Here is a 26,836-nt window from a genome sequence, read left to right on the forward strand (position 1 = left end):
AATTGAGCGGTAGCTGCGAACTCAGGCAAACAGATTAACACAAAAAAAGACTCAATCGAAGCTATATTAGCCAATGATCGGAGACCTTATTGACGGCTGGCACCATCAATTAGACGACGTCCGGGGACTCGGCTGAGGCAACAGGAATTGCCTCCGCCAACCGTCACATGCCAGGGAGGCATGTGCCGAGCGCGTCGGCGGAGGTGGCCCTGTTGCCTCTTCATCTACCTTGGGTGGTCAACTTTTAAACTGTTCGGTGCCCTGGGAGTCACACCGCCATTGCCGGGGTCACTATCTCCTCGACGGCGCCCAGGCGCGCCAACTCTTTATTGCGCAGCACCTCGCCCAGCCCGGGAGCGGGCGGCGTCGCCTCGACGGTCAGCTGTACCTGGCTGGGCCGGCCACGCTCATCGAGACGCTGTATCCAAGCCAGCTCACCGCCGTTGTAGCGCACCAGGGTGCCTATGGGAAAACGGCCGAAATGCTGGATATAGCGTTGCACCCAGCGCTGATCGAATTGTTCGGGGTGAGACAACAGATGCCGGTAGATCGCATCGATCGAGTTGGCCGGCCGCTCGGGGCTCGCCCTGGCCATGACGTCCACCATGTCGACCACCGCCATCAGCCGGGACAGCTCATGCACAGCGTCGCCGGCCAGCCCCTCCGGATAACCGCTGCCGTCCAGTCGCTCGTTGGCCCCCTGGATCACCGAGCCCACCACCGCCGCCGACAGCCACTGACATTCGACCAGCCTGGGCAACAGCAAGGCCACATGATTCTTGAACTGTTCGCGCTGTTCGGTGGTTGGTGAAACGGCGTGCAACAGTTCGGCCGGCAATAATATCTTGCCCAGATCATGGACCATGGCACTGGCCGCCAGCGCCTTGCGCAACTCCCGGGGGATATTCTGCCGGCTGAGCAGATCCACCAGCCTGACCGCCACCGCCAGGCCGTGACTGACCAGGGGGGGTTCCCGGTGCATGCAGCGGGTAGCAAACAGCAGCGCCTCCCGGTCTTCATCCAGCAGTGCCAGCAGCCGATCCGCATGACGCGACAGCTGCACCGAGTCAATATTGCCGTCCTGCTGCAGTTCCAACAGTTGGCTGTCCAGATAGCCGGCGATCCGCGCCAGCCGGCGCGCCATGGGGGTCGCGTATTCCTGGGGGTTGCGCCTGCCGATACGGCCGGCCGCCGACTCATCGGCCTGAAACAGCGCGGAGGAAGCGCGCCCGCTTTTCTCCTGCCCCGCGCCCCGGGCCGCCTCGCGCTCGATTTCACGCACAAAGTACCACAGCTGACGATCCTGCTCGGAAGACCCCGCGGCAAAGTGGAACCCGGCGCAAATGATCTGTCGGTCATTGTCGGTGTGCCGGTGGCGCAGCTCCCCATTGAGCAAGAATCGCTGGCCGTTGGGAAAGCACAGCTCCAGCTCGATGGGCGAGGCGGTCAACACCTGAGCCATCCCCGCCGACAGCGCAAATTCAACCCGGCAACCGGTCAGCGACAGATCCCGCAGATCCCCCTGCAGGGTGCGGGCCTGCTCGCCCTCGCCGGCGCGCAGGATCACCCCCACGTCCATGCCTAGGCGCAGCTGGGCGCGAAAGGTTTCACGGCGCTGCATCAGCTCCAGCGAGACCGGATAGTCACAGAAACAGTGCAGCCGACCTTCCGACTCATGGCAATCGCGCAACCTCAGCATCGGCGTCCGTATCATGCCCTCGCGCCCCTGGCCCAGCAGGCGGAACTCCAGACCCCTCATCAGCTCGCCGGCCACCTCGCGAATGGCGCTGATATCCAGCTGTAGGCTTTCTCCCGGCGTCTGCTCCACCACCACCACCGGCAGCAGCCTGCCGTCCGGTTTGTCCGGTGCCAAGGAGGCGCCGCCCGGCTGACTAAGCAGCTCGACCATGGCCTCTATGTCGGCCGGATGCATAACCGGTGTGTAATGATTGTCTGCTTGCACTTATCCTGCTCTCTTAACTGCGTTTAACCCACCTCAGTCTATCGGCACCGCAAGGCATGACTTTAGCCATACTGGTTATCTGCCAGGCAGCATGTTTCTCCGGGACAATGATCAAACAAAAAAAGAACCAATTGAATCCTAAAGGCAAGAATAATGCACATATCTTATCGATACTTTGTATCCAATAATTAAGTTAATCCCCTCATTGCCGATACCTTCCGCCACACAACCTAACCCTATGAGACATATTATTCATGCGTATCAAAGGCACCCTAAGCTTGCAAACCCGTATTCTGCTGCTGGTATTGCTGCCGCTACTGCTGAGCACCGGTATCCTGGTGATCACCGAAACCAGTTCCCGGATCGACGAAAACCGGGCCAGCCTGGCGCAGCAACGTGAGATCCTCATTGAAAATCGCAAACAGGCGGTACGCAATGTGGTGCAAGCCGCCGCCAGCGCCATCGATCCTCTCTACCCACTGGCCTCTGCCGACGACGGCGAAGCCCGGATCCGGGCCGCCGAGCTGCTGCGCGCCGTTCGCTTCGAGGGAGACAACTATCTGTTTGTCTACGACGAGCAGGGCACCGCTATAGTGTCGCCGCACGCCCGGGAAAAAGAGGGCACCAATATGCTGGATACCCGTATGCCGAACGGAGAATACCTGGTCAGGAAAACCCTCGATGTCGCCCGGGCCGGCGGCGGCTATTACCTGTATAACTGGAAAAATCCGAATACTCGCCAGGAAGAGCAGAAATACTCCTATATCATGCCTCTGGAAAAATGGGGCTGGGTCATGGGTGCCGGTGTCTATGCCACCTCCATCGAACAGGCCATGTCCGGGGCCGAGGCCGCCGCTGCCTCCTCCCTGCGGCACGCCCTGCTCGGTATCCTGCTCACCGGCCTGCTGATGCTGGCGGTGACCACCCTGGTGGCTGTACTGCTGATACGAAGGACGGTACGCCCCCTGCGCCGGGCCGCCGTTGCCATGCATGACATAGCCGAAGGGGAAGGCGACCTGACTCGCCGCCTGACGGTGGAAAGCAACGACGAAGTCGGCGAGCTGGCCCGCCAGTTCAATGCCTTTGTGGCGCGCATGCAGCAGACCCTGCAGACGGTTCGGGCCAGCAGCAACCAGGTGTACGCCGCCGCCGGAGAGATAGCCCTGGGCAGCGAAGAACTGGCGTCACGCACCGAACAGGCCGCCGCCAATCTCCAGCAAACCTCGGCGTCCATGGAGCAGATCACCGCCACCGTCAACCACAGTGCCGAGTCCGCCGCCCAGGCCAACCAGCTGGCGCTTGGCACTGCCGACAGCGCCAGCCAGGGGCAGGACGCCATGCACCAGGTGGCGCGTACCATGGATGACATCAACGCGTCGGCCAGCCAGATCGGCGACATCATCAGCCTGATCGACGGCATCGCCTTCCAGACCAATATCCTGGCACTCAACGCCTCGGTGGAAGCGGCCAGGGCCGGCGAACATGGCCGGGGCTTTGCGGTGGTCGCCGAAGAGGTACGCGCCCTCGCCGGTCGTGCCGGTGATGCCGCCAGGGAAATCCGCGTGCTGATCGACACCTCGGCCGGTCATACCCGCGCCGGCGCCGAACTGGTCGGCTCCGCCGCCGCCGCCATGCAGGAAATCGTAACCCGGGTGACCCGGGTCAACGAGGTGATCGGTGAGATCAGCGCCGGGGCCCGGGAGCAAAGCGCCGGTATTGGCCAGGTCAACACCGCGGTAGCCGAAATGGATGCCATGACCCAGCAGAATTCGGCCATGGTACAACAATCCACCAATGCCGCCGCCGACATGCGTAGTCACGCGGAGCGGCTCAACAACCTGCTCGCCGCCTTTATACTGGACGACGACCGGCGATCCGAACCGGATCTGCCCTCCCTCCCCCAGCTACAGGACAGGGGCCCGGGCGAGCGGCAACCCATGCTTTCACAGTCGTGGTAAATGTTTAATCGGGGCCTATGCTGCCGGCCCCCTTGCCAATGATAATGGTGATGTAAACCGGGAATGAGGAATGATTGGACCCTATCCCCATTCCCTGGCCCTCCCTCATCTCAATAATCCTTAAAGATTTGCCGCCCCCGCCGATATAACCAGCAGCCATTGCCAACGTCCCGGCTGCGGCTAAAAAAAAAATCAACCAAACGCACTTTTGCCCTAAAGCTTGAGCCTGGTCGCCCGATATATAAGGGTAACAGCCTGACAGACCGGTATGAGCACGGCAAAGAAAGGCGAACAAGAGTAACCCTAAGAGCCGCCGGCTCTGTACATTAAAAAGGACATCACTATGTCAGTAATCAATACCAACATCACCGCTCTCATCAGCCAAAATAACCTGAATAAATCACAGCAAGCACTGTCTACTTCCATGGAGCGGCTGTCTTCCGGCCTGCGCATCAACAGCGCCAAGGACGATGCCGCCGGCCAGGCCATCGCCAACCGTATGACGAGTGAAATCAAGGGACTGGCCCAAGCACAGCGCAATGCCAATGACGGTATTTCTCTGGCTCAGACCGCCGAAGGTACCCTGAACCAGGTTAACGATAACCTGCAGCGTATCCGCGATCTGACCGTGCAAGCCCAGAACGGTACCAACTCTTCAGCAGATATCGACTCCATCCAGAAGGAAGTCAACGAACGCTTGACCGAAATCAATCGTGTCACTACCGAGTCCAAGTTCAACGGCATAGACCTGTTTTCCGCTACATCTACCGGCACCAGCTTCAGCATCCAGGTTGGTTCCAAAGATAATCAAGTCATTGATATCAACATCAGCGGTTATACCGCCGCGGCCAACTCCACTGGTGGTGGTTGGAATATGCATTCCAGCACAGGTACTGCTGGTATAGCTGCCGCCGATGGCGGTACCCGTACCGTCTCGTCCTTCGGCTTCGATGTCTTGAATGCCAATGCACTCGCCGTTCTGGATAAAAAGATCAGTAATGTTGACGATGTGCGCAGCGACTTGGGTGCGGTGCAAAACCGTTTCGAATCGGCCATCGACAATATCAGCACCACGGCGACCAACCTGTCTGCCGCCCGCTCGCGCATCGAGGATGCCGACTACGCGGTGGAAGTGGCCAACATGACCCGGGCTCAAATCCTGCAGCAGGCCGGTACCTCGGTGATGGCCCAAGCTAACCAGGTCCCCCAAGGCGTATTGTCGTTACTGCGTTAAGCATACCGTTTTCCAAGCTAATAACAGCCGGCGCAAGCCGGCTTTTTATTACCTAAATAATGGGGCGTTGTTTCCTAAATCAGTGAACTATCAGCCTCCCCCATGATCTGATCAACTGACGAACGGACTCAGGAGCAGGCAGATGGGTAAAGCGCGGCACAACATCAGTAACTGGCGGCAGTACAACCGGGCTTTGGTCAATCCCGGTTCACTGACCTTCTGGATCGATGAACAAGCCATCGAGCAATGGTATTGTCATCAGCACCATGGCCGCCGGGGGCGCGGCTTTCACTACGGTGACGGCACCATCGAAACCGCCCTCATGCTCAAGGCCTTCTTCGGCTTGCCGTTCCGGGCGCTGGAAGGGTTCATCAACTCCATTTTTCCATTGATGGACGTATCCCTGACCTCGCCGGGTTATAGCAGCATCAGCAAGCGCGCCCGGACGGTAACGGTGCAATACCGCCTTCCCAGCAAAGGTGCTGCCACTCACCTAGTCATCAATGCCACCGGGCTGAAGGTATTCGGTGAAGGAAAATGGAAACAGCGCAAGCATGGTGGATAACGAGGTCTTGCCCACCTTGCTCAACCTGCGTAAATACAACGGTCAGGCCGGCGAAATCCTGGCTGGCGTGCAAGGTCATGCACAACGTCATAAGACTCGGTATGCCTGTTCGCCAGCCGGTCAGTTAAGGGCATCAGGCCCAGTAGGGACAGGCTGTCCCGGCTCTGATTTGCTCAACAACGCCGAGAAACTAAAGCAGCAGTTACAAGCGTTTTAAAAAACCTCCGGTCGCAACGCTAATCAGCAACTTAGCATCCATTTGCTCGTCGACAACAAAATCATCGCATTTATTTAGATATGCAGAAACTGCTGATTTGGGACTATTCCCGGGTTTCCAAGGGCGATCGCGAAACATGCTTTCCGGCATATCTTCGACTATTGTGTCATAAACAATACAGTAACTTCCTGACGTCACCAGTGGCGCGTAAGCTTCCAACTCAGCCAGAACATGGTCATGTGTATGATTTGAATCCAGACAAACCAGTATCCGCTGATATCCTTTGGCTGCTTCCTTGACCGCGTTAACTACCGATGGATCAATACTTGATCCTTCAAACATCTGAATTTTGTGCGACAATGGATGCTGTTCTATCGCCAGTCGATTATGCTGTCTAATATCTATATCAATACCGATGACTTTACGGTTGCTACTTTTTGGATCCAGTACTTTCCCAGATTCCACGGCATCGGTGTAATCCAACAAAGCCAGTAATGAGGCACTGATCATCAATGACCCACCATGAGCAATACCTGTCTCTATAATCAAGTCCGGTTTTATTTTCCACACCAGCTCCTGAAGCGCCCATGCATCATTTGGAACCTGAATTGCCGGACGTCCTAACCAAGAAAAATTATAAACCCATTTGTGGGGAATAATTTCTCTTATCCAAATCCGTGACAATGCCTGGATGTCCTTGTCATTCATAAGGCTATCTATATTGTTTTGCACTTCAATCTCAAATTTCTCGATTTCGTTCATCGATAAAATCCTTCCAGTTTTTTGTTCCTGAACAAATGACGTCGATGCCATTAGCTCCCATGTTTGCAATCAAATCTAAGCTACTGACATAAGGTGTGAAATCACCGTGATTCTGTGGGTAATGTTTACATTGATAATTCATATACTCAACGTTAATTCCATTTTCTTCAAATAAGGAATGGTTGAGGTAGCTGGCTGCACCATGGCCTGTTATATAAGTGGTTCCGCCAAGCATTTTTACAATGTCAAATACTCTAAGACTGCTGGATCCGGAAATATTCAAATCGGTTACGTCAATAAATTCTTTGTTACCTATCAAATTAAAATAATCGAGCAAACCATACATCGATATTCTGGCAAGATGTCCAATGTTGCTGATATTACCATCCTGGTAACACGACTGAACCAACTCAATTGCATCTTGAGAAAAGGGTGAACCGGAGAAACTTTCCCCCATTAAGTCAAGGTGTGCTTTCTGCCAATCATGGTGTCGGCTTGTTTCAATATTTTTAATTTCGGTACCAAGACTGAATTTCTTTAGAGGTACCGTCATCCATCGCATTCCTCGTGACGTTTTCAGTTGTACCCGGTTTACAAAACTACCTTTAGAAAACTGAACATCGTCGTAGTGTACGATTACATCAGCCAAACGTATTTGTTCAAGCAAACCAACCCAGGGAAAAAACATAGATTGAGTGATGACAATGTTCATCAGATCTCCCTTATCCGGTGAATGTTATTCGGATCTATATCTCGGGAAATAAGCATTTCAGTGATTTGCTTTTCAAATGTCATTGAGCCAATAAAGAAATGAGGGCAGGAATTTGAATCTATATCTGCTGGGCCTGATATTGGACGTTTATAACCATCAATATACTTTCCAGTCCATTTGATATTTGAATCGAAAACCGGACGGTCGCCAAAATCTCCAACACTGGCCAAGTATGGAATGCAACGTAAAGGGACATAGAAAGCACATTGGGCGCCAAATTTATGGTAAAACTTAGAAAAACGCTCAAGCCTATGCGCCGCCCGCTCAAAAAAACCTGTGCAGCAGAAATTTTTCTGCGTCACGTTGTTATGTGTAGTTGACACTTTTCTGGCCACAACATGAAAGGTGTTACCGTAATCCCCTCTATTTAACTCAATCTGATTAAAGCCTGCATTACGTAAAATGAGAAAAATGGAGTGTTCTGTAAACATATTTACATGCTGATGTTCAAGCATGGAGATATCACCGATCTGAACCGATAACGTCGAGTTTGTTGTAGAAAAACAAAAAACTCCTCCCGGTTTTAAAGCTCGGTAAACTTGTGAAGAAAATTCAGGTACATTTCTGACATGTTCAAATACATCATTGCAGATTATCAACTCGGCCTCAGCATTCAGGGTTAAGTCATCAAAGTAAGTTGATAATAATTCAAAACCTAGTGTTTCACTCCATTTTTTTGAGTAATCGGAAGGATCTATGCCTGTAACATTCCAACCAAATTGTTTTAGAAAGTTAATTGTAAAACCGGCACCACAACCAATTTCGTAAATTTTATTAGGTTGAACTGAGTTTGCTACTTTCAAGAAAAATTGATTCACACTATTCCCATAAGTATCCAACTGTCCCGATTCAGGGTTAATGAAACCTATGTTTTCATTCTTACTATATGCTTTTTCCAAGTTTTCCCATTCATCGTCGGACATCATTAATTCCAGAAAATCAAATTCTGAATTGATGCTGATCCTGGCTGGAAGGCTCGGTTTGATACCCGCGACGGGATCAGATGACTGACTCATCCGCCAATAAAAAGGCATGTTTCCCAACTCAAGATAATTTTGATGCACACGCCAATGCTGCGTCATAAGCTGCTCCTATTGTATGATGGGAAAAAAACACACCTTTGTCTGTACGCATTCCTACGAAAAATAGTGGCTTATCAACAAAATTTTTCTGCATCGCTGAAACTTCCAAGTCCAATAAGCGAGCATTATTTAAGGATGGGATCGGGACTTTCAGAGTGTGTGGCAGTTCATAGCAATCAATAATAATGATTCCACTCATAACGAGCTTTAACTCATTGCTAATGATATCGACATCAGGCTTATGATTTAAAGGATGAATGACTTCGACTGCTACAATATCCTCCAGGTGATCCACTTTCTCAAAGTTATAAGCTGAATAATTGACTATTCTGGTTGATAGGAGGTGTGGGTCATGGCAAACAATATAATAATTATCAATCGGTCTACAGTGACTCCGATCTACTCTGAAATAGAAGATAGATAACTCTGCATTATCCAGCTTGTCAGCCAATTCTCTTTGAAGAGAATTTAAAGGGCTTGCGATGATACAAGCGTCAAAGTTGTCTGCAATCAACTCTGAACCATTGTATAAAGATGAGTCGTAAAGCTTTATATCACTATTGAGAACCAGGTTAATACCCAGTTCGGAAATGGATTTTTCTATTTCCTCAGCATTTTTAGTCGAGACTCCACTAAAAAACAGGGCTTTCCTTCCATTAAAAACCTCACCCATGGGCTGCAACTGTAAAGGATTTGCCACAAGATTGTTCAATCTTGGATCTTTTTTAATTTCATCAGAAGTAGTTTTATCTGCCACAACCAAACGACGCAGATCAAAATAACAATGAATCGCTCCCGGGGTTAACTTTTCAACTGGATATTTCCATAGTTTCTCCAGGATAGGTGAGATTATATTTGCACCAGCTTGTCCAAAGCGTTGCTGCAATGCAGATAAGCAATTGCTAGCATTGTCTATTATTCTTTCTGAATCAAAAAGGTCTTCCATGATGACATTTAGCGAGGAGTGACCTCTCAGATCCGGATAAATACTGTCGATAAAAAGATCCTGATTATAACAGCCGCCGATATCTGTATACACGCCTTGTTGTTCGATAAAATTAGCTTTACCAAATATGTCAGACAACAGCTCGTGTTGTTCATCATTCACGTAAAGAACATGCATGCCAAGCTCGCACATGCCAAATGGTGTTTCTATCTTTGAAAACAAACCACCTACCGAGTGTTTTTTTTCAAGAATAGTAACATCCAATCCCAGCTGTTTTAATTTAACAGCCGCAGTCAGTCCAGCCACCGAGGCACCAATAATGGCAATCTTTGCCATGACTTAACTCCCGTAAATCATATAGCTTAACTGAGGGAAGAATGGAAATCTCTGAAGTGTAATTTCTTCAGATTTAAAAATTTTATATAAATTCCTGGTTTCTCCTGGCCAGTTTGCCTGATTTAAACCTTCGAACACCAGCACACTTCCTTTTTGTAGTCTCGGGTTTAACAAAAACAAGATTTTTACAGTAGGTTCATAGTTCCCCAAACCAAAGTTAGCCATGGCGATGATGGTTTCTTTATGTGAGTAAAGGTACTCGGAGAATTTATCGGATGCTTCACCTGCGATCACGGACGCATTTTTCACATGACCTAATGGCCGGTTTAAATCTAACAAGTTAATACCGTTAACAGTTTCTTCATAACCATTGATGTAAGACATGCCACCGATTTTATTAAGCTCCAAACGTTCACCGCCAATATCTTCTCGAGATATTTCAGAAAAGCCGGAGAATGAATCGAAGCCAACAATTTTCCTGACGTGATTGTAAGGCTCATAAATTGAGTTCAATAGTAGCCAAGTGGAAAATGATCCACCATGATAAATGCCGAAGTCAAACACAGAGCCGTGCAATGCTACTACATTTTTATATATTTCAGCTCGTGCCATAAAATAGGCAAGTGATTGACGCGGAAAAAACTTGGTGAAACAGTGCATGTTTTCACCGAAGCTTCCACTGGCATACTGAAAATATTCAGGAAGTTCAGAGAAATATCTATGTTCATTTGTTTTATAATTTTGAGGATTGGACTGTTCCATTAATACAACCGTTCAAGTTACCACTGCAACTAAATAAATTTTGAACTTGCAAAAATAAACCGCCACCAATTCCAAGGGGTTATCCTAGCATGGTTCTTTCTATTACCGATACAACTCTTTGGATGTCTGCTTCTGTCATGTCAAAATAGCTTGGCAAATTGATTGCTCTGTTGCAAATAGACCATGATACAGATGATTCGTTAGGCTGAGCAAACATGGGGAGGTGACTGAGAGGCCAAAAAAACACTCTGGCATCAATATTTTCAGCCGTAAAAGCTTGTTGTAATTTTTCTCTGGTTATGCCGCTTTCTGCGGAGAAGACAGCCGTTGGCATCCAGGCTGAGTTGACGGTGCCTGTCGGCTCTGGATTTAGAGTGATTTCTGAGTAATGGGCAAGTGTTTTTTTGTATTGATGCAAAATATCACGTTTACGTTTTATTATTTCATTAATTCTTTCCAGCTGCGCACAGCCAAGTGCCGCCTGAATATTTGACATCTTATATTTAAAGCCCAATTCATCAGGCCAGAATTGTTTCTGCTGACCACGCTTACGGCCATGGTTGCTGAGGGTCAATACTTTCTCGTACAGTTGGCTATTATTGGTAACAAACATGCCACCTTCACCAGTAGTCATGGTTTTTGTTCCATGAAAAGAGAAGACACCAAAATCAGACATGCTGCCCGCTTTCTTGCCATGATATTCAGAGCCAAGCGCTTCGGCTGCATCCTCAATTAATAGCAGGTTGTACTTGTCTGCCAATAATTTTAATTCTGACATTTGACAAAGATTTCCATACAAATGCACAGCAATAATGGCTTTGGTATTTGCAGTGATTGCACCCTCTACAGCTGAAGGATCCAAACACCAGCTATCTTCCAGAATGTCAACAAAAACGGGTGTAGCTCCCAAATGAACTACTGGTGCGACACTGGCAATCCAGTTGCTGTCGGCAATAATAACCTCATCACCCGGCCCAATGCCCGCCGCCGCCAAACCCAGATGTAAAGCACCGGTGCAGCTGGACGTCGCCACAGCGTAATTGACACCTAAATAACTGGAAAACTGATGCTCAAGCCGTTCAATATATTCATAACAACTCGCGCCCCAACCATTAGTCACAGCTTCCGTTACATAACGGATTTCAAGTTCAGTAATAGACGGTTTTGTATAAGCAATGGGATTATTCATACAATACTCAATTCCGGTATCATGGTCACGTAGCGGGTGTTTTCATTTAACACTGATTTCAGCTGAAAAACTATTTCCTGCCTAATATTCCAGGGCAGTACAAGTACATAATCCGGGTTGATATTTCTCAGCGAGTCTGGTGAAAAAATAGGTATGTGGCTGCCAGGCAGGTATTTACCTTGTTTAGACAAAGCGGTGTCAATAACGACGGGGAGCTGCGAACTATTAATCCCGGCATAATTGAGTAACGTATTACCTTTGGCTGCAGCACCATAAGCAATCACTGTGTGGCCATGCTGTGCACATGTTGCAAGGAAACTTTGTAAACAGTTGGCAATTTTGTTAACTCTGGCTTGAAACCCCCTGTAGCTATCAGAGGAAAGCAAGCCTGCCGCCATCTCCTCCTGAAGCAGAGTTGCCACCATTGGCTGAATCTCCCTCGGATCATGCTCGTGACAAATCCATAGCCTCAGACTGCCCCCATGGGTGGGGAGTTGTTCCACCTTGAATACTTTTAATCCAACTGTTCTAAAAATATGACAGGCAGTATGTAATGACAGGTAAGAGTAATGCTCATGATAAATGGTATCAAACTGACATAAAGTCAGTAAGTTCAGGAGATGTGGAAACTCGATACTGACAGTGCCATTGTCCGCCAACAGTAAGGCGATTCCTGTTACAAAATCATTAATGTCGGGCACATGAGCCAACACATTATTGGCAATAATCAAGTCTGCTTTATGGTATTGAGTGCTCAGTTCTGACGCCAGCGACCTGCCAAAAAATGCAGACACGACCTCTATGCCCTGTTCTCTGGCTACGGTGGCCGTTGAGGTTGTGGGTTCAACACCCAGACATGGAATACCTGCAGTCAAATAGTTTTTTAGCAGGTAACCATCATTAGACGCTAGCTCAACAACAAAACTGTTTTGATCAAGGTTTAACTCTTGAATACTCTTCAAAGCAAACTGTCTGGCGTGCTCCAGCCAACTGACAGACGTCGATGAAAAATAAGCATAATCTGCCGTAAATAACTCTTCGGCTTTGGTAAAGTCTTCAGTTTGAACCAGCCAGCAATGCTGACAAACCCACACCTTCAATGGATAACTGGGCTCAGGGCTGTGCAGCCCTTCCGCCGTCAGATAAGCATTGGAAGGCGGCATGACACCCAAATCAACCAGAGGCAAACTTAACTCATGCTGGCAATGGCGGCATTTCATCTACCTACTCCTTCAAAGCCGGATTCGATCAAGGTAAAGGTCTGGTCCCGTGTCGACAGGTTTTTGACGGCCAGCGGCCAGGGAATGGCCAGGGCCGGATCGTCGACACGTAGTCCAGCCTCAAAGGCCGGTTCATAACCGGCCGAGTGACAATAGATTAATTCGACATTCGGCGTCAGGGTCTGAAATCCATGAGCGAAACCGGCGGGGATCAGCAGGGAGCCGTCCTCGTCGGCATCCAGGGTTTCGGCGTGCCAGCGCAGAAAGGTGGGGGAGTCGGGGCGCAGGTCCACCACCAGATCCCAGATGCGGCCATGCAGGCAGGTCACCAGCTTCATTTCTTCATGGGGCGGGCGCTGATAGTGCAGGCCGCGTGCCGTGCCCTCATGCTGGGTGACGCTGTGGTTGATCTGGGCAATCGGTCCCTGCCAGCCGGCCTGTTGCAGTGCCATCGGGCAGCACAGGCGGCTGAACCGGCCCCGGTGATCCTCAAAGCGGCTGCGGGTCAGGCGCTTCAGGCCCGGCAGCGGCAACTCAGTCACGGTAAAGGTGCTCATTCGGGCGCGGCCTCCGGTGGTGACGTGATCCAGGGCTGGCCGCTTTGGCGGGCGGCGTCGAGATACTGACGCAGCTGTTCTCGAGTACAGGCCCGGCCGGTGGCGTAAAAGTGCCGGTACCAGGTTGCCGTCATTTCCAGGGCCTGCTCTAGGCTCCACACCGGCTGCCAGTGAAGCTCGGTACGTGCCCGGGCGCAGTCGAGATAGAGCAACCGGGCCTCATGAAGCTGGGAGGCGCTCGAGACTTGCCAGTCCAGCTCGGGCCAGTGTCGTTGCAGGCCGGTGAGCACTTGCTGCACCGAACGGTTGTCGGCTGAGGCCGGACCGAAGTTCCAGGCCCGGGCCGCGCTGGCGTCACCTTCGAGCAGCCGCTGTCCCAACAGCAGATAACCGGACAGGCATTCCAGTACGTGCTGCCAGGGACGGGTGGCCTGGGGCGAGCGGATTTCCAACGGCTGGCCCTGGGCGAGGGCCCGGACCAGATCGGGGATCAGCCGGTCTTCCGCCCAGTCGCCGCCGCCGATAACGTTACCGGCGCGGGCGGTTGCCAGCAGCGGTGCCGAGTCAGAGTCCCCAAACGCGCTCCGATAACTGTCAGCCAGCAATTCCGTCGCCGCTTTTGATGCACTGTAAGGATCATGTCCTCCCAGCGCATCGTTTTCGCGATATCCCCAGGGCCATTCTTGATTGGCGTAGACCTTGTCGGTGGTGATGATCACAACGGCCCGTACGCCTGGGGTGGTACGGCATGCCTCGAGCACATTGGCGGTGCCCATCACATTGGTCGACCAGCTTTCCAGCGGGTTTTGGTAAGAACGCCGAACCAGTGCCTGTGCCGCCAGATGAAATACGATTTCGGGCCGGGCCTGGTCGAATGCCTGTAGGACGGCAGGCAAATCACGGATATCGCCCTGCAGATCGAGAGTTGGGGTGGTCAGTAGGTCCCAGTGATTCGGGCTACGTTCCGGCGGTAGAGACAAACCGGTGACCTTGGCTTCCAGCTGGGTCAGCCAGCTGGCCAGCCAGCTTCCCTTGAACCCAGTATGGCCGGTCAGCAGTACCTTTCGGTTATGATAAATATCGGCAAATTGCTTCACGGCCAGCACTTCCAGGGCGGATTGTTGCTGGCCCACAGTTCTTCCAGATGGTTTTTGTCGCGCAGGGTATCCATGGCCTGCCAGAATCCATAATGCTGATAGGCCATCAGATTGCCTTCACTGGCCATTTTTGACAGTGGCTGGCTTTCCCAGCTGGTCATATCTCCATCGATGTAGTCGATGACCGAGGGGTCGAGTACAAAATATCCGCCGTTGATCCAGGCGCCGTCGCCTGCGGGTTTTTCCTGAAAATTATTCACGGCATGACCTTGTAGGTTCAGCGCCCCATAGCGGCCGGGTGGCTGAATGGCGGTGAGGGTTGCCGGTTTGCCGTGGCTGAGATGAAAGTCAATCAATGCCCGAATATTGATATCTGCGACGCCGTCACCATAGGTAAAGCAAAATGGCTCATTACCAAGGTGTTGGCGTACACGTTTCAGCCGTCCGCCGGTCAGAGTATTCTCTCCGGTATCGACCAGGGTGACCCGCCAGGGCTCAACGTAGCGCTGGTGGACCTCCATGGTATTGTTCGACATATCGAAGGTCACATCCGACATATGCAGAAAGTAGTTGGCAAAATACTCTTTGATGACGTATCCCTTGTAGCCACAGCAAATAATAAACTCATTGATGCCATAGGCGGAATAGCTTTTCATTATATGCCATAAAATCGGCTTGCCACCGATTTCGACCATCGGCTTTGGCTTTAAATGGGTCTCTTCGGAAATGCGAGTCCCAAGTCCACCTGCCAGAATAACAGCTTTCATATGCAGATTCCTATTCGCCAGCTAAAGATTGAAAGCCGTCATTAAAAATAAAACCTTGCCGTCCCCACCGTCTGTCCAGCAGTTCTAAAATCTTCCCTTCAAGATACCGTGACATTCTTTCATCTTCATGATACAGGCTGGCAAAGTCGTCTAAATAATATTTGTAAAAATCATGTCTGCTCAAGTACCGCTGGTCTCCAGAGATTCGTTCTGGCTGTGTTGAGCTCCGTTGTTCGAAAAATCTTCTTGAATACTTTTCTTTTTCCATATAACGGAGTTGCCCTTGCCAAAGCAAGTGGCTGATCAATACATGATCTCCCGAAATGGTTATGCGGAATTGGAAGTTACTCAGTGCACTTCTGCGAAAAACAGAGTGCACAACAGTACAATTAGACAGCATACCGACAGATTGAAGATAACGATTGATGGGATTTTGGTCAGTAAAGTCATAAATGGCTTCTTTCATTACGCCACGATCAACGGAGTTTAGTATGGCATGAGGTTGTCCACATACCATGGATATCTGTGGTGATTTATCAAGAATTTTGATTGCCGTTTCAATATATCGACCGGAAATGAAGTCATGCCCGCCAAGCCACATAAAATAATCAGAACGGCTTGCTTCAAATGCAAATTTGAAATTTTCTAATGCACCTATGTTTTGTTTGTGCTGGATAAGGGTAAATCTTTCGTCGTTACCAATGATCTCGCGACAGATTTCCAACGTTCTGTCCGTTGAGTGATTGTCTGTTACCAGAAAATGCACGTTGTCGATGTTTTGTGCTTTCAGGGAGTTGAGCGTTTCAGCAATATACAGCTCTTCATTATAAATGGGCACACCAATACAGATACGGGTGTGGGTATCCATATTTTTTGAAGCCTTGAGAACGGTGACATTCTTCTTTATTTCAGTCGAGCTGCTTTCTTTATTTACGTCGATGAGCTCGGCACTGGTCTGTGCTCTGTCATTTCCACGCATGTCAGCCTGAGGCACAGTGACTGCCTTGTTAGCAGCGACTGCGCGATTGTTGACTACAGGCGTTATTTCAGCCTGGTATTGTTCTGCCATAGCCGGAGTATGCGCACTTAGCAGGCTGTATGTCAGATCATGAACCCCATAAACCGTGTGCAGTAAAAATGCCAACTTTAAGCGCTGGTTATCGGTCAGCTCCTCCATGCGTTTGGCGTTGGGGATAAAGATGGCATCTGCGCAGGTGAGTTGGCTGGCCTGCTGTTTGAGCAGGTCATCAGGTTTGGGCAAACGGCTGCGATGCTCCAGGTTATTCAACCGGTAGAAGCTGAAGCCGTGGCGAGCCAGCCAGTGGCTGATCTGAGTCAGTTCAGGCTGTTGTTTATGGGTAGGGGTAAAATTGACCCGGGCTTGCACCAGCAGGGTATGTTCCAGAGCATTCTCGCCATTCTCGAGGATAGTAAGGCTGTCGTTCATATTGTCGAGCAACAGCCAGTCGATGCTTTCCAAGCCTTCGATATCATCGAGACGCAGGGTACCGATGGGCTGCTTTGCCGTTACCTGAGTAGACTGCTCGTTGCTGGCCAATTGCCGCTCTGTTGGCAGCGGTTCCAGGGTGGCGGTCATGGCCGGACCGAGGCAGGAATACAAGGTGGTTTCTTTGCCATTACCCAAAGTTACAAGTGGATAATGGTACAGTTCGCCTTGCTGTTGCAGTGCCTCGATATTGTCGGTGTTATTCGCAGGATCGAAGGCGATTATCGCAAATTTCCCCCCCTCCTGCAGCTTAGAGAAGTTGGGAGCCTTAAGCATCAGGCTGCCATTGTCGAGTGTGATGATCTGCCCATGGAAGCCAAAGTTGAATCCGCTGTCTTCGCCACCGACCAGTGCCGGTAATTTGACCGGTCGTTCTTCGCCTTCAAACCAGGCTTGGCCATTTTTATCTATAGAAAGCGCGGCCGGTTTTTTATCCTCGCAATAGCGCTGCCAGATGGCGCGCATGGCAGTGGTGAAGTGCTTGGCAAATCGTGGCCCGTCACACACCGGTGACTTCAATAGAATCTGGCGCAGACAGGCACGGATCACGCTGAGATTGGGCCAATCGCTGGCCAGTTCAACTGCACGACGGCGGTATTCATCCCAGTCGCTGGCTACCAGCTCAGGCATGCCGGCGTTGACTAGGTGGGTCGCTGAATGCCGTCCGGCGAAAGTTGGCCCGGGCAGGGTAACCACAGGTACCCCCATCATCATGGCCTCACAGGTGGTTAAGCCTCCGGAATAGGGCCAGGGGTCGAGGGCGATATCGACCTTGTTGTAAGATCCCAGCAGCTCCTTATGAGAAGAAGGGCCTTCCAGTATCAGTCGGTCAGCACCTATGCGATGCTCCTGCATGATATTGCGGATACGGTCACATACCTCGGCGCTGTTATACTGCCCCCCCTTGAGATATAGACGGCTATTTGGCAGTTCGTGCATTAACTTTGCCCATTGAGCAAGCAAAATTGGATTGATCTTGGCTGGATTATTGAAACAGCCAAGGGTAATAAAGCCATTCGAGATGGCTGGCAATGCGGTGATATCTGGAATATAAGGTGGCGGCAGATAGCAGATATAATCATCCGGCATTCGGATTAGTTTTTCTACATACCATTGATCCACGGCCGATGGTGTTTCGATGTGATCTGATAGTAAATAATCGAAAGCAGAGAGTCCGGTGGTATTGACTAATCCACCAACCCACTTGATATTGACTGGAGCTGGGTTCATACAAAAAGTGCGCAAGCGATTGCCATCACCATGACCGGCCAAGTCTATCAGTATATCAATGCCATCCTGCTGAATTTTCTCCGCTAATTGTTTGTCGCTAAGATGGTGAATGGCACTCCAAGACTTAACTGAATTTTTAATCCTGCCCGTAATGAAATCATGGTTATCATTAGTGCTATATGCATAGAGCTCAATATCGGATGGAAGATTCTCAAGCGCAGGGGTAATCATCTGACCGACAGGATGCAGCTTAAACCCTGATGAAATCATACCAATACGCAGCGGCTTGTTTGGGGTAAGATCATAAGAGGAGGTGAGCGAGACATTCTCTTTCGGCGTGAAGCGCCCTGCGCACTGTTTTGCAAACGCCAGGATCTGCTCTTGCGTGCGATGGGGGTTATAGTGCATACAATAGAGCAGGCCAGAATATGCAGTCGTATAATCTGGATCTAACTTTAGAGCCTGGCTATAATGTCGTTCAGCCATCTCGAAATCAGCCATGTCTTTATATATATTGGCCGCATGGTTTTGCACGATGGCTTCATTCGGCTTCAACTTTAACAGGGTTCGGACATTGTTCAGTGCCTGATGAAACTGAAAGCTATATGATTCAGCGATAACCCGAATTGACAATATCTCGGCCAGATCATGACCCAATTTTTCTGCTTCATCCAAGTGCTCTGTTATTTTATTTTTATTACCTTGGTCCAGAAACATTTTAGCCAAGGCAATATGAGCAGAGGAGTAGCTTGGGTTGAGCCTGATACTTTCCTGTTGTTCAGCGATAGCCTGAGGATGATTACCAAGGGTTTGATTCACTTTTGCCAGAGAGTTAAATATAAGGTAGTCTTCAGGCGCAAGCGCCCTGGCCTTTTCAAGAGCGTCTAGAGCCTGCAAATTTAGCTCAGCTTTATAAAGGCTGTTACCTAGCGCCTTCCATGAAAAGGCATCATCCGGATACTGGATGGTTAGCTGCTCAGCATATGTAATTGCCTCTGCCACATATCCCTGAGTATAGAGCTCCATAAAGCGATTTTGCTTCTGAAAAGTCGCGTTCCTGGGCTTTTCGGTAGGTAATGTGGTGCTTTTTGAGATCACCTTATGGTGTTTACGGCGCATTTTGCTATTCATTTTACCCCTAGCCAATCCAATATACTCACAATTCCTCTATTTTCCATGCTATCAAAGAACAAGATGGATGGACGGGAGAAGAAAGGTGGTTTTTCCCCGTTATTTGGGTAATAAAAAGCCAGGACAAGGGTACGCTTGTTCGTTTTTCACTCAGCTCATGGGTTTCTACCGTCAACACCTTGTCCAGATATGCGCTGCCTGCACCAGCACTCACCGCACAGATGGTCAAGAACAGCACATCGAAGATGGGGATAACTGATTTGGGCAGGCTGACGAGGCGCGTTTAAATAGCTGTCCCGAAATAGTAGGTCACTCGAGACAGCGACCGGGGATCGTTAAGCGGAGCCCTCAGGGACGAGTGCATGGCGTATCTGCGTGCGCTACCCGGTCGAGGTAGCGGTATTAAGAACAGTTATTTAATCCACCAAAATGCTGTGAAAGGTATCAATGCTCATCCTGGCTCTCCCGAAAAGGGAGTATAAGATCACAATACGGTCAGCGGGTCTGATCCGATAATGTGGTCATAAAACATTCTTGTTCTCCCCGCAACAATCTCAGACATCCCCCTCGGATCGTCGCTGCCGCAGCACAGCATCCGGCTAAAGTTCACCCGCCACCGGCCGATAGCTAGCTAAAGTCATCTGTCTTGTCCCCAAGGAACGCCCATGAACCCCTCTACCCTTATTGGCATGTTTGCCAGTATGGCGCTGCTGGCCAGCGTGCTGTTTTTTACCGCCGAAACGCCCCAGAGCTTTATCAACCTGCCGGGGCTGGCCATCGTTTTCACCGGCACCCTGGCCGCCACCTTTATCAGCTACCCGATGAAGGAAGTGGTGCGGGTAATACGCCTGGTCGGGCTGGTGTTCCGCCGTGAGAACACCTATACCCGCGATGACATCAAGGAGCTGGTGGACATGTCCAAGCTCTGGCTCAAGGGCGATGTCCGGGCCGTGGAAGAAGCCCTGGGGCGTACCCGCAATCCCTTCCTGCGTACCGGCCTGCAACTGGTGATCGCCAATACCAAGGAGGAGGAGATCATCGAGCTGCTGCGCTGGCGTATCGCCCGGCTCAAGGCCCGGGAGCAGGCCGAAGCCCAGATCTTCCGCACCATGGCCACCTATGCCCCGGCCTTCGGCATGATCGGCACCCTGGTGGGACTGGTCAACATGCTGGAAGTGATGGACAGCGCCCAGCTGGATATCATAGGTCCGCGCATGGCGGTGGCCATGCTCACCACCTTCTACGGTATCCTGCTGGCCAACGTGCTGTTCCAGCCCATTGCGGTCAAGCTGGAGCGACGTACCGAGGAACGGCTGATCGCCATGAACATGGTGCTGGAAGGCATATCGCTGATCACCAAGCGACGTATGCCTTCCTTTATCGAGGAAACCCTAAATTCCTTTATGACCACCTATAAAGATGAGATCCGCGAGTCGGGTGCAGGCTCCCGCCCGGAGGTCAGAAGGCATGCCTAACCGACAAGAGATGAACGGGACGCTGGATGAACTGCTGTCCGATAACAGTCAGCAGCAGGGAGCCGAAGCCTGGCTGATCAGTTACCTCGATGTGCTGACGTTGCTGATCACCCTGTTCGTGCTGCTGCTGGCGCTGACCGAGCGGGGCAATGGCCAGGAGCACAACTCCAGCGCGACGGCCGCCATCAGCCAGCAGACCCGGCAGCAGGACGTACTCCCCCTGCACGACGGACTGCTGCCGCAGCATGAGGGTCTATTACCCCAGTACGACGGCCTGCAGCAAAGCTTCAAGGCACTGGCCCTGGAAGGGGTGGAGGCCAGTCAGGGCAACGAGGGCATGACCCTGCGCATCGCCGACAACCTGCTGTTCGCCAGCGGGCGGGCGGAGCTGACCCCAGAGGGTGAGGCGGTGATCCGCAAGCTGCTGGTGGTGCTGAACAGCTTCGAGGGGGATATTTCGGTGGAAGGCCATACAGACAACATCCCGATCCACACCCGCCGTTTTGCCTCCAACTGGGAGCTGTCGACCGGGCGGGCCATCTCAGTGCTGCGCTTTCTGGAGCAGGAGAAGATAGCGCACGCCCGGCTGCGTGCCATCGGCTACGCCGATACCCGCCCCTTGGCCAGCAATATCACCACCGAAGGCCGGGCAGCCAACCGGCGGGTAGAGCTGGTGTTGCGCGAACCCTAAAGTATTTTCCCACCGGGCCGATGATAAAAATAAAAATAATTTTCGGTCCCGCATACCGACCGAGTGCATCAACCACGGCAGCCTATCTCTTTCGCACAGCTGGAGCACTCTTGTATGAAGTTTTTACACTCAATATCCATTGGAAATAAATTTGTCCTGGCCCTGATGCCACTCTTACTGGCGCTGGGCTGGTTTACCGTCAGCGGTATGAGTGAACGCCGCCAGTTGGAACTGGAAATGGTACAACTGGAGGCCCTGATGGGCTTGGCACAAGGCGCCGGCGAGCTCGTGCACGAACTGCAGCGTGAGAGGGGCATGAGTGCAGGGTATTTTGGTAGCCAGGGTCAGCGCTTTGTCTCCGAACTCGATGCTCAACGCAAATTAGCGGATCAGGCAGCAACGGCACTGAACGGCATCCTGAAGCGCATGGATCCGCTGCTGCTCACCGGCACCATCGACGAACGAATACAGCGCACCCGGCAGACGCTGCAGCAACTAGGGCAGCACAGAGCCCAGATAGATGCTATGTCAATTCCCATGGCACCGGCCCTGGCCCGCTATACCAGCACCATCACAGACCTGCTCGGTATGGTCGGTGATATGAGCCACTTGGTGACTCATGCCGGACTCACCCAGCGGCTGTTCGCCTATTACAGCCTGCTCAACCAGAAGGAGCTGGCCGGGCAGGAACGGGCCATACTGGCCAGTGTGTTTGCCGCCGACCGCTTTGCCGATGGCCAGTTTGAGCGCTTCGGCCAGCTGATTGGCCGGGAAGACGCCTTTGCCGCCAATTTCCGCATGCAGGCCGGGGCAGAGGTGCTCATGGCCTATGAACTGGCAATGGACTCACCCCAGGCTGGCCGTGCCGTGCAGTTGCGCGAACTGGCCATCGTTCGGGCCCGAGAAGGCGACTTCGGGGTAGATGCCAACCACTGGTTTGAACAGCAAACCGCCAGAATTGACTTGCTGATGCGGGTGGAAAAAAAACTGGTCAGCGAGTTGCTCGCCAGTGTCCGGGACCTGTCGCAACAGGCACGCTACGCCTGGTGGCGCTACCTGCTCACCGTGCTGCTGGCAGCAGGCCTCGGCATTGGCCTGGCGGTACTGATCATGCGCAGCATCCGCGGACAGCTTAAAGGTACCCTGCACACTATTGACGAAATGGATGGTGACCTCACCCGCCGGCTGACGGTACCCGGCAGCGACGAGCTGTCTCAGCTCAACTTGGCCTATAACCGCTCCATCGACAACATTGCCGAGATGGTGCTCACCATCAAACAGAAGTCACGCTCTATCGGACAGGCCAGCAGTGATATCGCCACCGGCAACCAGGACTTGGCCCAACGCACCGAAGAACAGTCAGCTTCCTTGGTGGAAACCGCCGCCAGTATGGAACAGATTTCAATCACGGTGAAGCAGACCGCCGACTATACCGAACGAGCCCGTCAACTGACCTTGGGAGTAGACAATCAAGCCCGCCAGGCCGGTGAGGTAAGCAGCCGGGCCAGCGATGCCATGAACGAAATTAAAAGCGCCACCCAACGGGTAACCCACATTATCGGCGCCATTGACGATATAGCCTTTCAAACCAACCTGTTGGCACTGAATGCCTCAGTGGAGGCGGCCCGGGCCGGTGAACAGGGCCGGGGGTTTGCGGTGGTGGCGGCGGAAGTGCGTAACCTGGCAGGCCGCTGTGCCGGTGAAGCCCGACAGATCCGCGGCCTGCTAGACGACAATGTAACTAGGGTCAACGAAGGCGCCCGGCTGGTTGAACTGTCCAACCAGAGTCTGAATGACATCATGGAAGGCACTCGCAAGGTGCGGGAGCTGGTCAATGATATCGCCGCCGCGGCCGGTGAACAGTCGCAGGGCATAGAACAAATACACTTGGCTCTGAGTCAGTTGGAACAGGTCACACAGCAGAATGCAGCCTTGGTGGAGCAAGCTGCGGCAGCCAGCGCATCTCTGGACGCGCAGGGCATGGAACTGGAGCGACTGGTGGACAGGTTCAAGATAAATGAACCGCCGACTGAACACCGGCAACATCTACTCACTCTCTCTGAAAAGGATGTTAACCATGAGTTTGCCACCACTTAATGTGACGTCTGTCGCTACCCTGATCCAATCCGTGGCGGAGCGCCAGCGCCTGGATAAAACACTGACAGGCCAGGTTGCCGCCCCGGTATCGGGAACCTCCGCAGACGCCCTTGAGCCGGCTCATCATGATTTGCTGCCCCCCCTGCAACGGGTGAACTCAGTGCTGGGCAATTACGGGGTGGAATTTGAGCTGAGCGATGAGTCGTCTAGAGTGGTGGTGCGCATCATCGACAAGGAAAGCGGGACCCTGATCCGCCAGATCCCATCCGAGGAAGTCTTGCGCCTGGCAGAACGGCTGGATGAACTCCAGGGCGCCTTGCTCAAACTGCAGGCATAGATAACGCCCATGCCGGCCAGTTAAGCAGGATTGGATAGCGACGGCGGAGATGTCGTCGCTAACCGTATATGGTGGTACTTACCGATCGCAGGGCTAGCTTCCGATAGCGCCGACAGTGCGGCCACCGGCATCCGCCAACCCGGTCAGCGGAGCTATCCTTGCCTGCCGGCTACCTGGGGCGGTTGAGAGACATTGATCGAGGCCGAAGCAGCCGCTACAACCGGCGTCGGTGTCATCCATGCTGACCAGGGCGGCCCAGTCTTTTCGACCGGGCCACTGGGTCAGCCAGGCCGGTAGCTGACAGGGCGGCATGGGACGGGCAATGCCATAGCCCTGCACCAGTCGGCAACCCAATGCCGCCAGTGCCCGGGCATGTTCCAACGTCTCCACTCCTTCGGCCAGCATGGGGCGATCGAAGCGGTTTGCCATATAGATGACGCTTTCAACGATAGCCATATCATCTTTATCGGTGAGCATATCCCGCACGAAGCTCTGATCGATTTTAATCAGGTTGACCGGCAATTGCCGCAGATGAGTCAATGACGAATAACCGGTGCCGAAATCGTCGATGGCGATATCGATGCCCAGCGCCTGGCAGCGGTGAATCGCGCTCAGAGCCGCGTCAATATCATGCATGGCTGCGGTTTCCAGCACTTCCAGCTTGAGCATGTGCGCCGGCACCTGCGGATAGCGCTCAAGCAGATATAGCAGGCGATCGATAAAATCTATGGTCAGCAGGTGGGCGGGGCTGATATTGACATGGACTGGCAGCATGATGCCTTCTTGCTGCCATTGCTGCAGCTGGATCAGCGCCTGTTCAAGCCCCCATTCACCCAGCGCAACCTCGAGGCCGGAGCCTTCGATAACCGGCAAAAACAGTCCCGGTGCCAGTAAACCCAGCTCCGGATGTTGCCAGCGAACCAACGCCTCAACCCCGATAATTTTTCCGCAAGTCATATTCAACTGGGGCTGATAGTGCAGCCGCAGTTCATTATTTACCAGGGCTTCGGCAAAACGCTGGCGCTGCTCCTGCCGACGTTGCAGTTGCTGATCATTGAGGGGGTCGAATATATGATAGGTATTGCGTCCCTGCTGTTTGGCCAGATACATGGCTTGGTTGGCATGGCGCAGCAGCACATCGCCGTCGACATTATCGCTCGGATAAATAGCGATCCCCATGCTCACCGACACCCTCAGCTGCTGACCTTCGATAAGCAGCGGTCGATAAATCGCTTCCAGCAGCTCCAGCAGAAAGGCTTCTTCCAGCTCCCGGTGCAGCAGCAAGACGAATTCATCGCCGCCGACCCGCGACAACACGTCATCCCCGGATAACAGCTGACCGATGCGCCGGGACAGGCTGGCCAGCAGCACATCGCCGGAAGTTCTCCCGATGCGATCATTGATGACCTTGAAATGGTCGATATCCAGCACGCACACCAGCAACGAGCTGGCGGTGCGCCGGGCATGCTCCATCGACTCCTGGATCAGCTGGGTCAGCAACTGCAGATTAGGCAGCCCGGTCAGTGCATCGAAGTACACCTCGCGGCTGAGCTTATGGGCTCGGGACGCCAGCCCCGACAGATCCACCAGCACGATAATATGATGCGACAGCTGCCCGTCCGCCGCCCGGATGCGGCTCGCCGACAACATGGCGGGGTAGACCATGCCCCGTTTATCGCGGTAGTTCAGCTCTTCCCTGTAGCTGTCCCGGCCGTGTTGCGGCTGAGCGGACTGGTCCGGGCCCAGGTTGCTCAGGCAGCGGACACTGAACACGTCGGGGGACTCACCGATGACCTCTTCCCGCTGGAAGCCGGTCAGCGCCACAAAAGCCGGATTGACATCGATAATCCGGTTACGCCCGTCGGTGATCACGATAGCTTCGTTTAGGTGATGAAAAACACCCAGGGTATATTCCTGGCCGACGGCAACCGGAGCATTGGCCGGAAAATATTCAGCTCCCGCGGCCTGTTCCGGCAGCACGTCCATGTCGGGCTCGTTATCGGCTAAACGCCCGGGTAATTGACTCATCCTTGGTGTTTCCCTGCTCATATTGAAATAGTCACCACCACGCCGTTGCGGCCAGATCCTTTAGCCTGCCTGGTGCGGAGCCTGCCATTCGAACTCCGGCTCGATACCTTTACGGTTGCCGATATCCTGGAACAGGGCAATGACGTTGCGAGTTTTGCCGTCGTCATATAGGGCAGCATGTATTACCGGACGGGAAGATATCTCCGTGTTTTTTGTTCCAGATCTCGTTCACCCGTTGCCCCAGGCCGGCAAGATTTCCAACAGCCCGCTATGTATATCGGCGGATGACGCCCGGACTTGAATGTTTCTTGTACCGGCCGCCCCTTTGGCGACGATAGAGCACGCACAGCGAATCGGCAGCCAGCTGCTTTGCTTTAAATTCATGTCCTTGTAGGAGCACAGCCTGTCTGCATCCGACACCTGAGCCGTGCTCTACCATAAGGAACCTTTATTTGAAGGGGAGGATTGAAAGACGGAGGGCGGGACAACAAGATGGCGCGGCGACATGCCGCTGACGGTGCGGGCTCCGTATTATACCTGCATATTCATGACTTCTTTATAGGCGCCGACCAGGCGGTTACGCACCTGCACCCCCATCTGAAAGGCGATGCTGGCTTTTTGCATGTCGACCATAACGTCATTGAGGGCCACATCGGGATCGCCGGCCTGAAATGCCTTGGCCTTGTTACCCGCGTTCTGCTGCAGTTCGTTGATGCGCCGGATCGAGGCCTGCAGCTCACCGGTAAAGCCCCCCTGGCCCACGGCGGATGCCTGTTGCAGGGGATCGGCGCGTTGGCCGGCGGCCTGGGTGGCTAGGCTCGCCATCTGTTGCACTGCCGATTGAATCGCTGGAACGCTCATAAATATGCTCTGCTAGCAAGACTGGGAGACCAAGACTAACAGCCAGGGCGGC

Annotated in this window: 20 protein-coding genes and 1 pseudogene; 7 read left to right on the forward strand and 14 right to left on the reverse strand. The window is 52.4% G+C overall.

Annotation, left to right across the window (positions count from 1 at the left end; genetic code table 11):
• Positions 1-268: 268 nt before the first annotated feature.
• Positions 269-1,963, reverse strand: a complete 1,695-nt coding sequence (locus ABD806_RS09980) for an HD domain-containing phosphohydrolase (protein ID WP_344957445.1) — start codon at positions 1,961-1,963, stop codon at positions 269-271.
• Positions 1,964-2,241: 278 nt separating this feature from the next.
• On the opposite strand from ABD806_RS09980, the gene ABD806_RS09985 reads away from it, so the two are divergent.
• The 3 genes and pseudogenes from ABD806_RS09985 to ABD806_RS09995 form a co-directional block, all read left to right on the forward strand.
• Positions 2,242-3,921 (forward strand): methyl-accepting chemotaxis protein, encoded by a 1,680-nt coding sequence (locus ABD806_RS09985; protein ID WP_344957446.1) that lies wholly within the window; start codon positions 2,242-2,244, stop codon positions 3,919-3,921.
• A 343-nt stretch (positions 3,922-4,264) separates the two neighbouring features.
• Positions 4,265-5,155, forward strand: a complete 891-nt coding sequence (locus ABD806_RS09990) for a flagellin N-terminal helical domain-containing protein (protein ID WP_344957447.1) — start codon at positions 4,265-4,267, stop codon at positions 5,153-5,155.
• Between the two features lie 142 nt (positions 5,156-5,297).
• A pseudogene (locus tag ABD806_RS09995) lies at positions 5,298-5,714 on the forward strand (transposase); the annotation flags it as partial.
• A gap of 208 nt (positions 5,715-5,922) precedes the next feature.
• Here ABD806_RS09995 and ABD806_RS10000 read toward each other — a convergent pair.
• From ABD806_RS10000 to ABD806_RS10050, 11 genes are all read right to left on the reverse strand, one after another.
• Entirely contained in the window at positions 5,923-6,699 is a 777-nt protein-coding gene (locus ABD806_RS10000) for a cephalosporin hydroxylase family protein (RefSeq protein WP_344957449.1), read from the reverse strand.
• Positions 6,677-7,411 carry a WbqC family protein gene (locus ABD806_RS10005; RefSeq protein ID WP_344957451.1) on the reverse strand — a complete coding sequence of 245 codons (735 nt, stop codon included), beginning with the start codon at positions 7,409-7,411 and terminating at the stop codon, positions 6,677-6,679. Before ABD806_RS10005 ends, ABD806_RS10000 begins: the two co-directional genes overlap by 23 nt.
• Positions 7,411-8,553, reverse strand: a complete 1,143-nt coding sequence (locus ABD806_RS10010; RefSeq protein ID WP_344957454.1) for a class I SAM-dependent methyltransferase — start codon at positions 8,551-8,553, stop codon at positions 7,411-7,413. The genes ABD806_RS10005 and ABD806_RS10010 overlap by 1 nt, the downstream gene beginning before the upstream one ends.
• Positions 8,516-9,835: an NAD(P)-binding protein gene (locus ABD806_RS10015; protein ID WP_344957457.1), complete on the reverse strand. Its 1,320-nt coding sequence runs from the start codon at positions 9,833-9,835 to the stop codon at positions 8,516-8,518. Before ABD806_RS10015 ends, ABD806_RS10010 begins: the two co-directional genes overlap by 38 nt.
• A gap of 3 nt (positions 9,836-9,838) precedes the next feature.
• Positions 9,839-10,597: a hypothetical protein gene (locus ABD806_RS10020; RefSeq protein WP_344957459.1), complete on the reverse strand. Its 759-nt coding sequence runs from the start codon at positions 10,595-10,597 to the stop codon at positions 9,839-9,841.
• A 79-nt stretch (positions 10,598-10,676) separates the two neighbouring features.
• Positions 10,677-11,786: a DegT/DnrJ/EryC1/StrS family aminotransferase gene (locus ABD806_RS10025; protein ID WP_344957461.1), complete on the reverse strand. Its 1,110-nt coding sequence runs from the start codon at positions 11,784-11,786 to the stop codon at positions 10,677-10,679.
• A complete protein-coding gene (locus ABD806_RS10030; RefSeq protein WP_344957463.1) occupies positions 11,783-13,006 on the reverse strand; it encodes a methyltransferase domain-containing protein in 1,224 nt (407 codons plus the stop codon). The genes ABD806_RS10025 and ABD806_RS10030 overlap by 4 nt, the downstream gene beginning before the upstream one ends.
• The gene (locus ABD806_RS10035) at positions 13,003-13,563 is read right to left on the reverse strand and encodes a dTDP-4-dehydrorhamnose 3,5-epimerase family protein (protein WP_344957465.1); all 561 of its coding nucleotides are present in this window, start codon (positions 13,561-13,563) and stop codon (positions 13,003-13,005) included. The genes ABD806_RS10030 and ABD806_RS10035 overlap by 4 nt, the downstream gene beginning before the upstream one ends.
• Entirely contained in the window at positions 13,560-14,696 is a 1,137-nt protein-coding gene (rfbG, locus tag ABD806_RS10040) for a CDP-glucose 4,6-dehydratase (protein WP_344957467.1), read from the reverse strand. Before rfbG ends, ABD806_RS10035 begins: the two co-directional genes overlap by 4 nt.
• The gene (rfbF, locus tag ABD806_RS10045; RefSeq protein ID WP_344957469.1) at positions 14,657-15,427 is read right to left on the reverse strand and encodes a glucose-1-phosphate cytidylyltransferase; all 771 of its coding nucleotides are present in this window, start codon (positions 15,425-15,427) and stop codon (positions 14,657-14,659) included. The genes rfbG and rfbF overlap by 40 nt, the downstream gene beginning before the upstream one ends.
• Positions 15,428-15,437: 10 nt before the next feature.
• Entirely contained in the window at positions 15,438-19,283 is a 3,846-nt protein-coding gene (locus ABD806_RS10050) for an O-linked N-acetylglucosamine transferase family protein (RefSeq protein ID WP_344957471.1), read from the reverse strand.
• 677 nt (positions 19,284-19,960) lie between these two features.
• Between ABD806_RS10050 and ABD806_RS10055 the strand changes: the two genes are divergently transcribed.
• The 4 genes from ABD806_RS10055 to ABD806_RS10070 all read left to right on the forward strand — a co-directional run bounded on the left by ABD806_RS10055 (position 19,961) and on the right by ABD806_RS10070 (position 23,895).
• The gene (locus tag ABD806_RS10055; RefSeq protein ID WP_344957473.1) at positions 19,961-20,770 is read left to right on the forward strand and encodes a motility protein A; all 810 of its coding nucleotides are present in this window, start codon (positions 19,961-19,963) and stop codon (positions 20,768-20,770) included.
• Complete coding sequence (locus ABD806_RS10060; protein WP_344957475.1) at positions 20,763-21,461, forward strand: OmpA/MotB family protein; 699 nt, start codon at positions 20,763-20,765, stop codon at positions 21,459-21,461. The genes ABD806_RS10055 and ABD806_RS10060 overlap by 8 nt, the downstream gene beginning before the upstream one ends.
• A 114-nt stretch (positions 21,462-21,575) precedes the next feature.
• Positions 21,576-23,558 (forward strand): methyl-accepting chemotaxis protein, encoded by a 1,983-nt coding sequence (locus ABD806_RS10065; RefSeq protein WP_344957477.1) that lies wholly within the window; start codon positions 21,576-21,578, stop codon positions 23,556-23,558.
• Positions 23,539-23,895 (forward strand): flagellar protein FlaG, encoded by a 357-nt coding sequence (locus ABD806_RS10070; RefSeq protein WP_344957479.1) that lies wholly within the window; start codon positions 23,539-23,541, stop codon positions 23,893-23,895. Before ABD806_RS10065 ends, ABD806_RS10070 begins: the two co-directional genes overlap by 20 nt.
• Before the next feature lie 93 nt (positions 23,896-23,988).
• On the opposite strand, the gene ABD806_RS10075 is transcribed toward ABD806_RS10070, so the two are convergent.
• The gene (locus tag ABD806_RS10075) at positions 23,989-25,923 is read right to left on the reverse strand and encodes a putative bifunctional diguanylate cyclase/phosphodiesterase (RefSeq protein ID WP_344957481.1); all 1,935 of its coding nucleotides are present in this window, start codon (positions 25,921-25,923) and stop codon (positions 23,989-23,991) included.
• Between the two features lie 531 nt (positions 25,924-26,454).
• A complete protein-coding gene (gene fliE / locus ABD806_RS10080; RefSeq protein WP_486389743.1) occupies positions 26,455-26,748 on the reverse strand; it encodes a flagellar hook-basal body complex protein FliE in 294 nt (97 codons plus the stop codon).
• Between the last annotated feature and the right edge of the window lie 88 nt (positions 26,749-26,836).

Origin of the sequence: Zobellella aerophila (genome assembly GCF_039539325.1) — a bacterium.
Lineage (GTDB): Bacteria > Pseudomonadota > Gammaproteobacteria > Enterobacterales > Aeromonadaceae > Oceanimonas > Oceanimonas aerophila.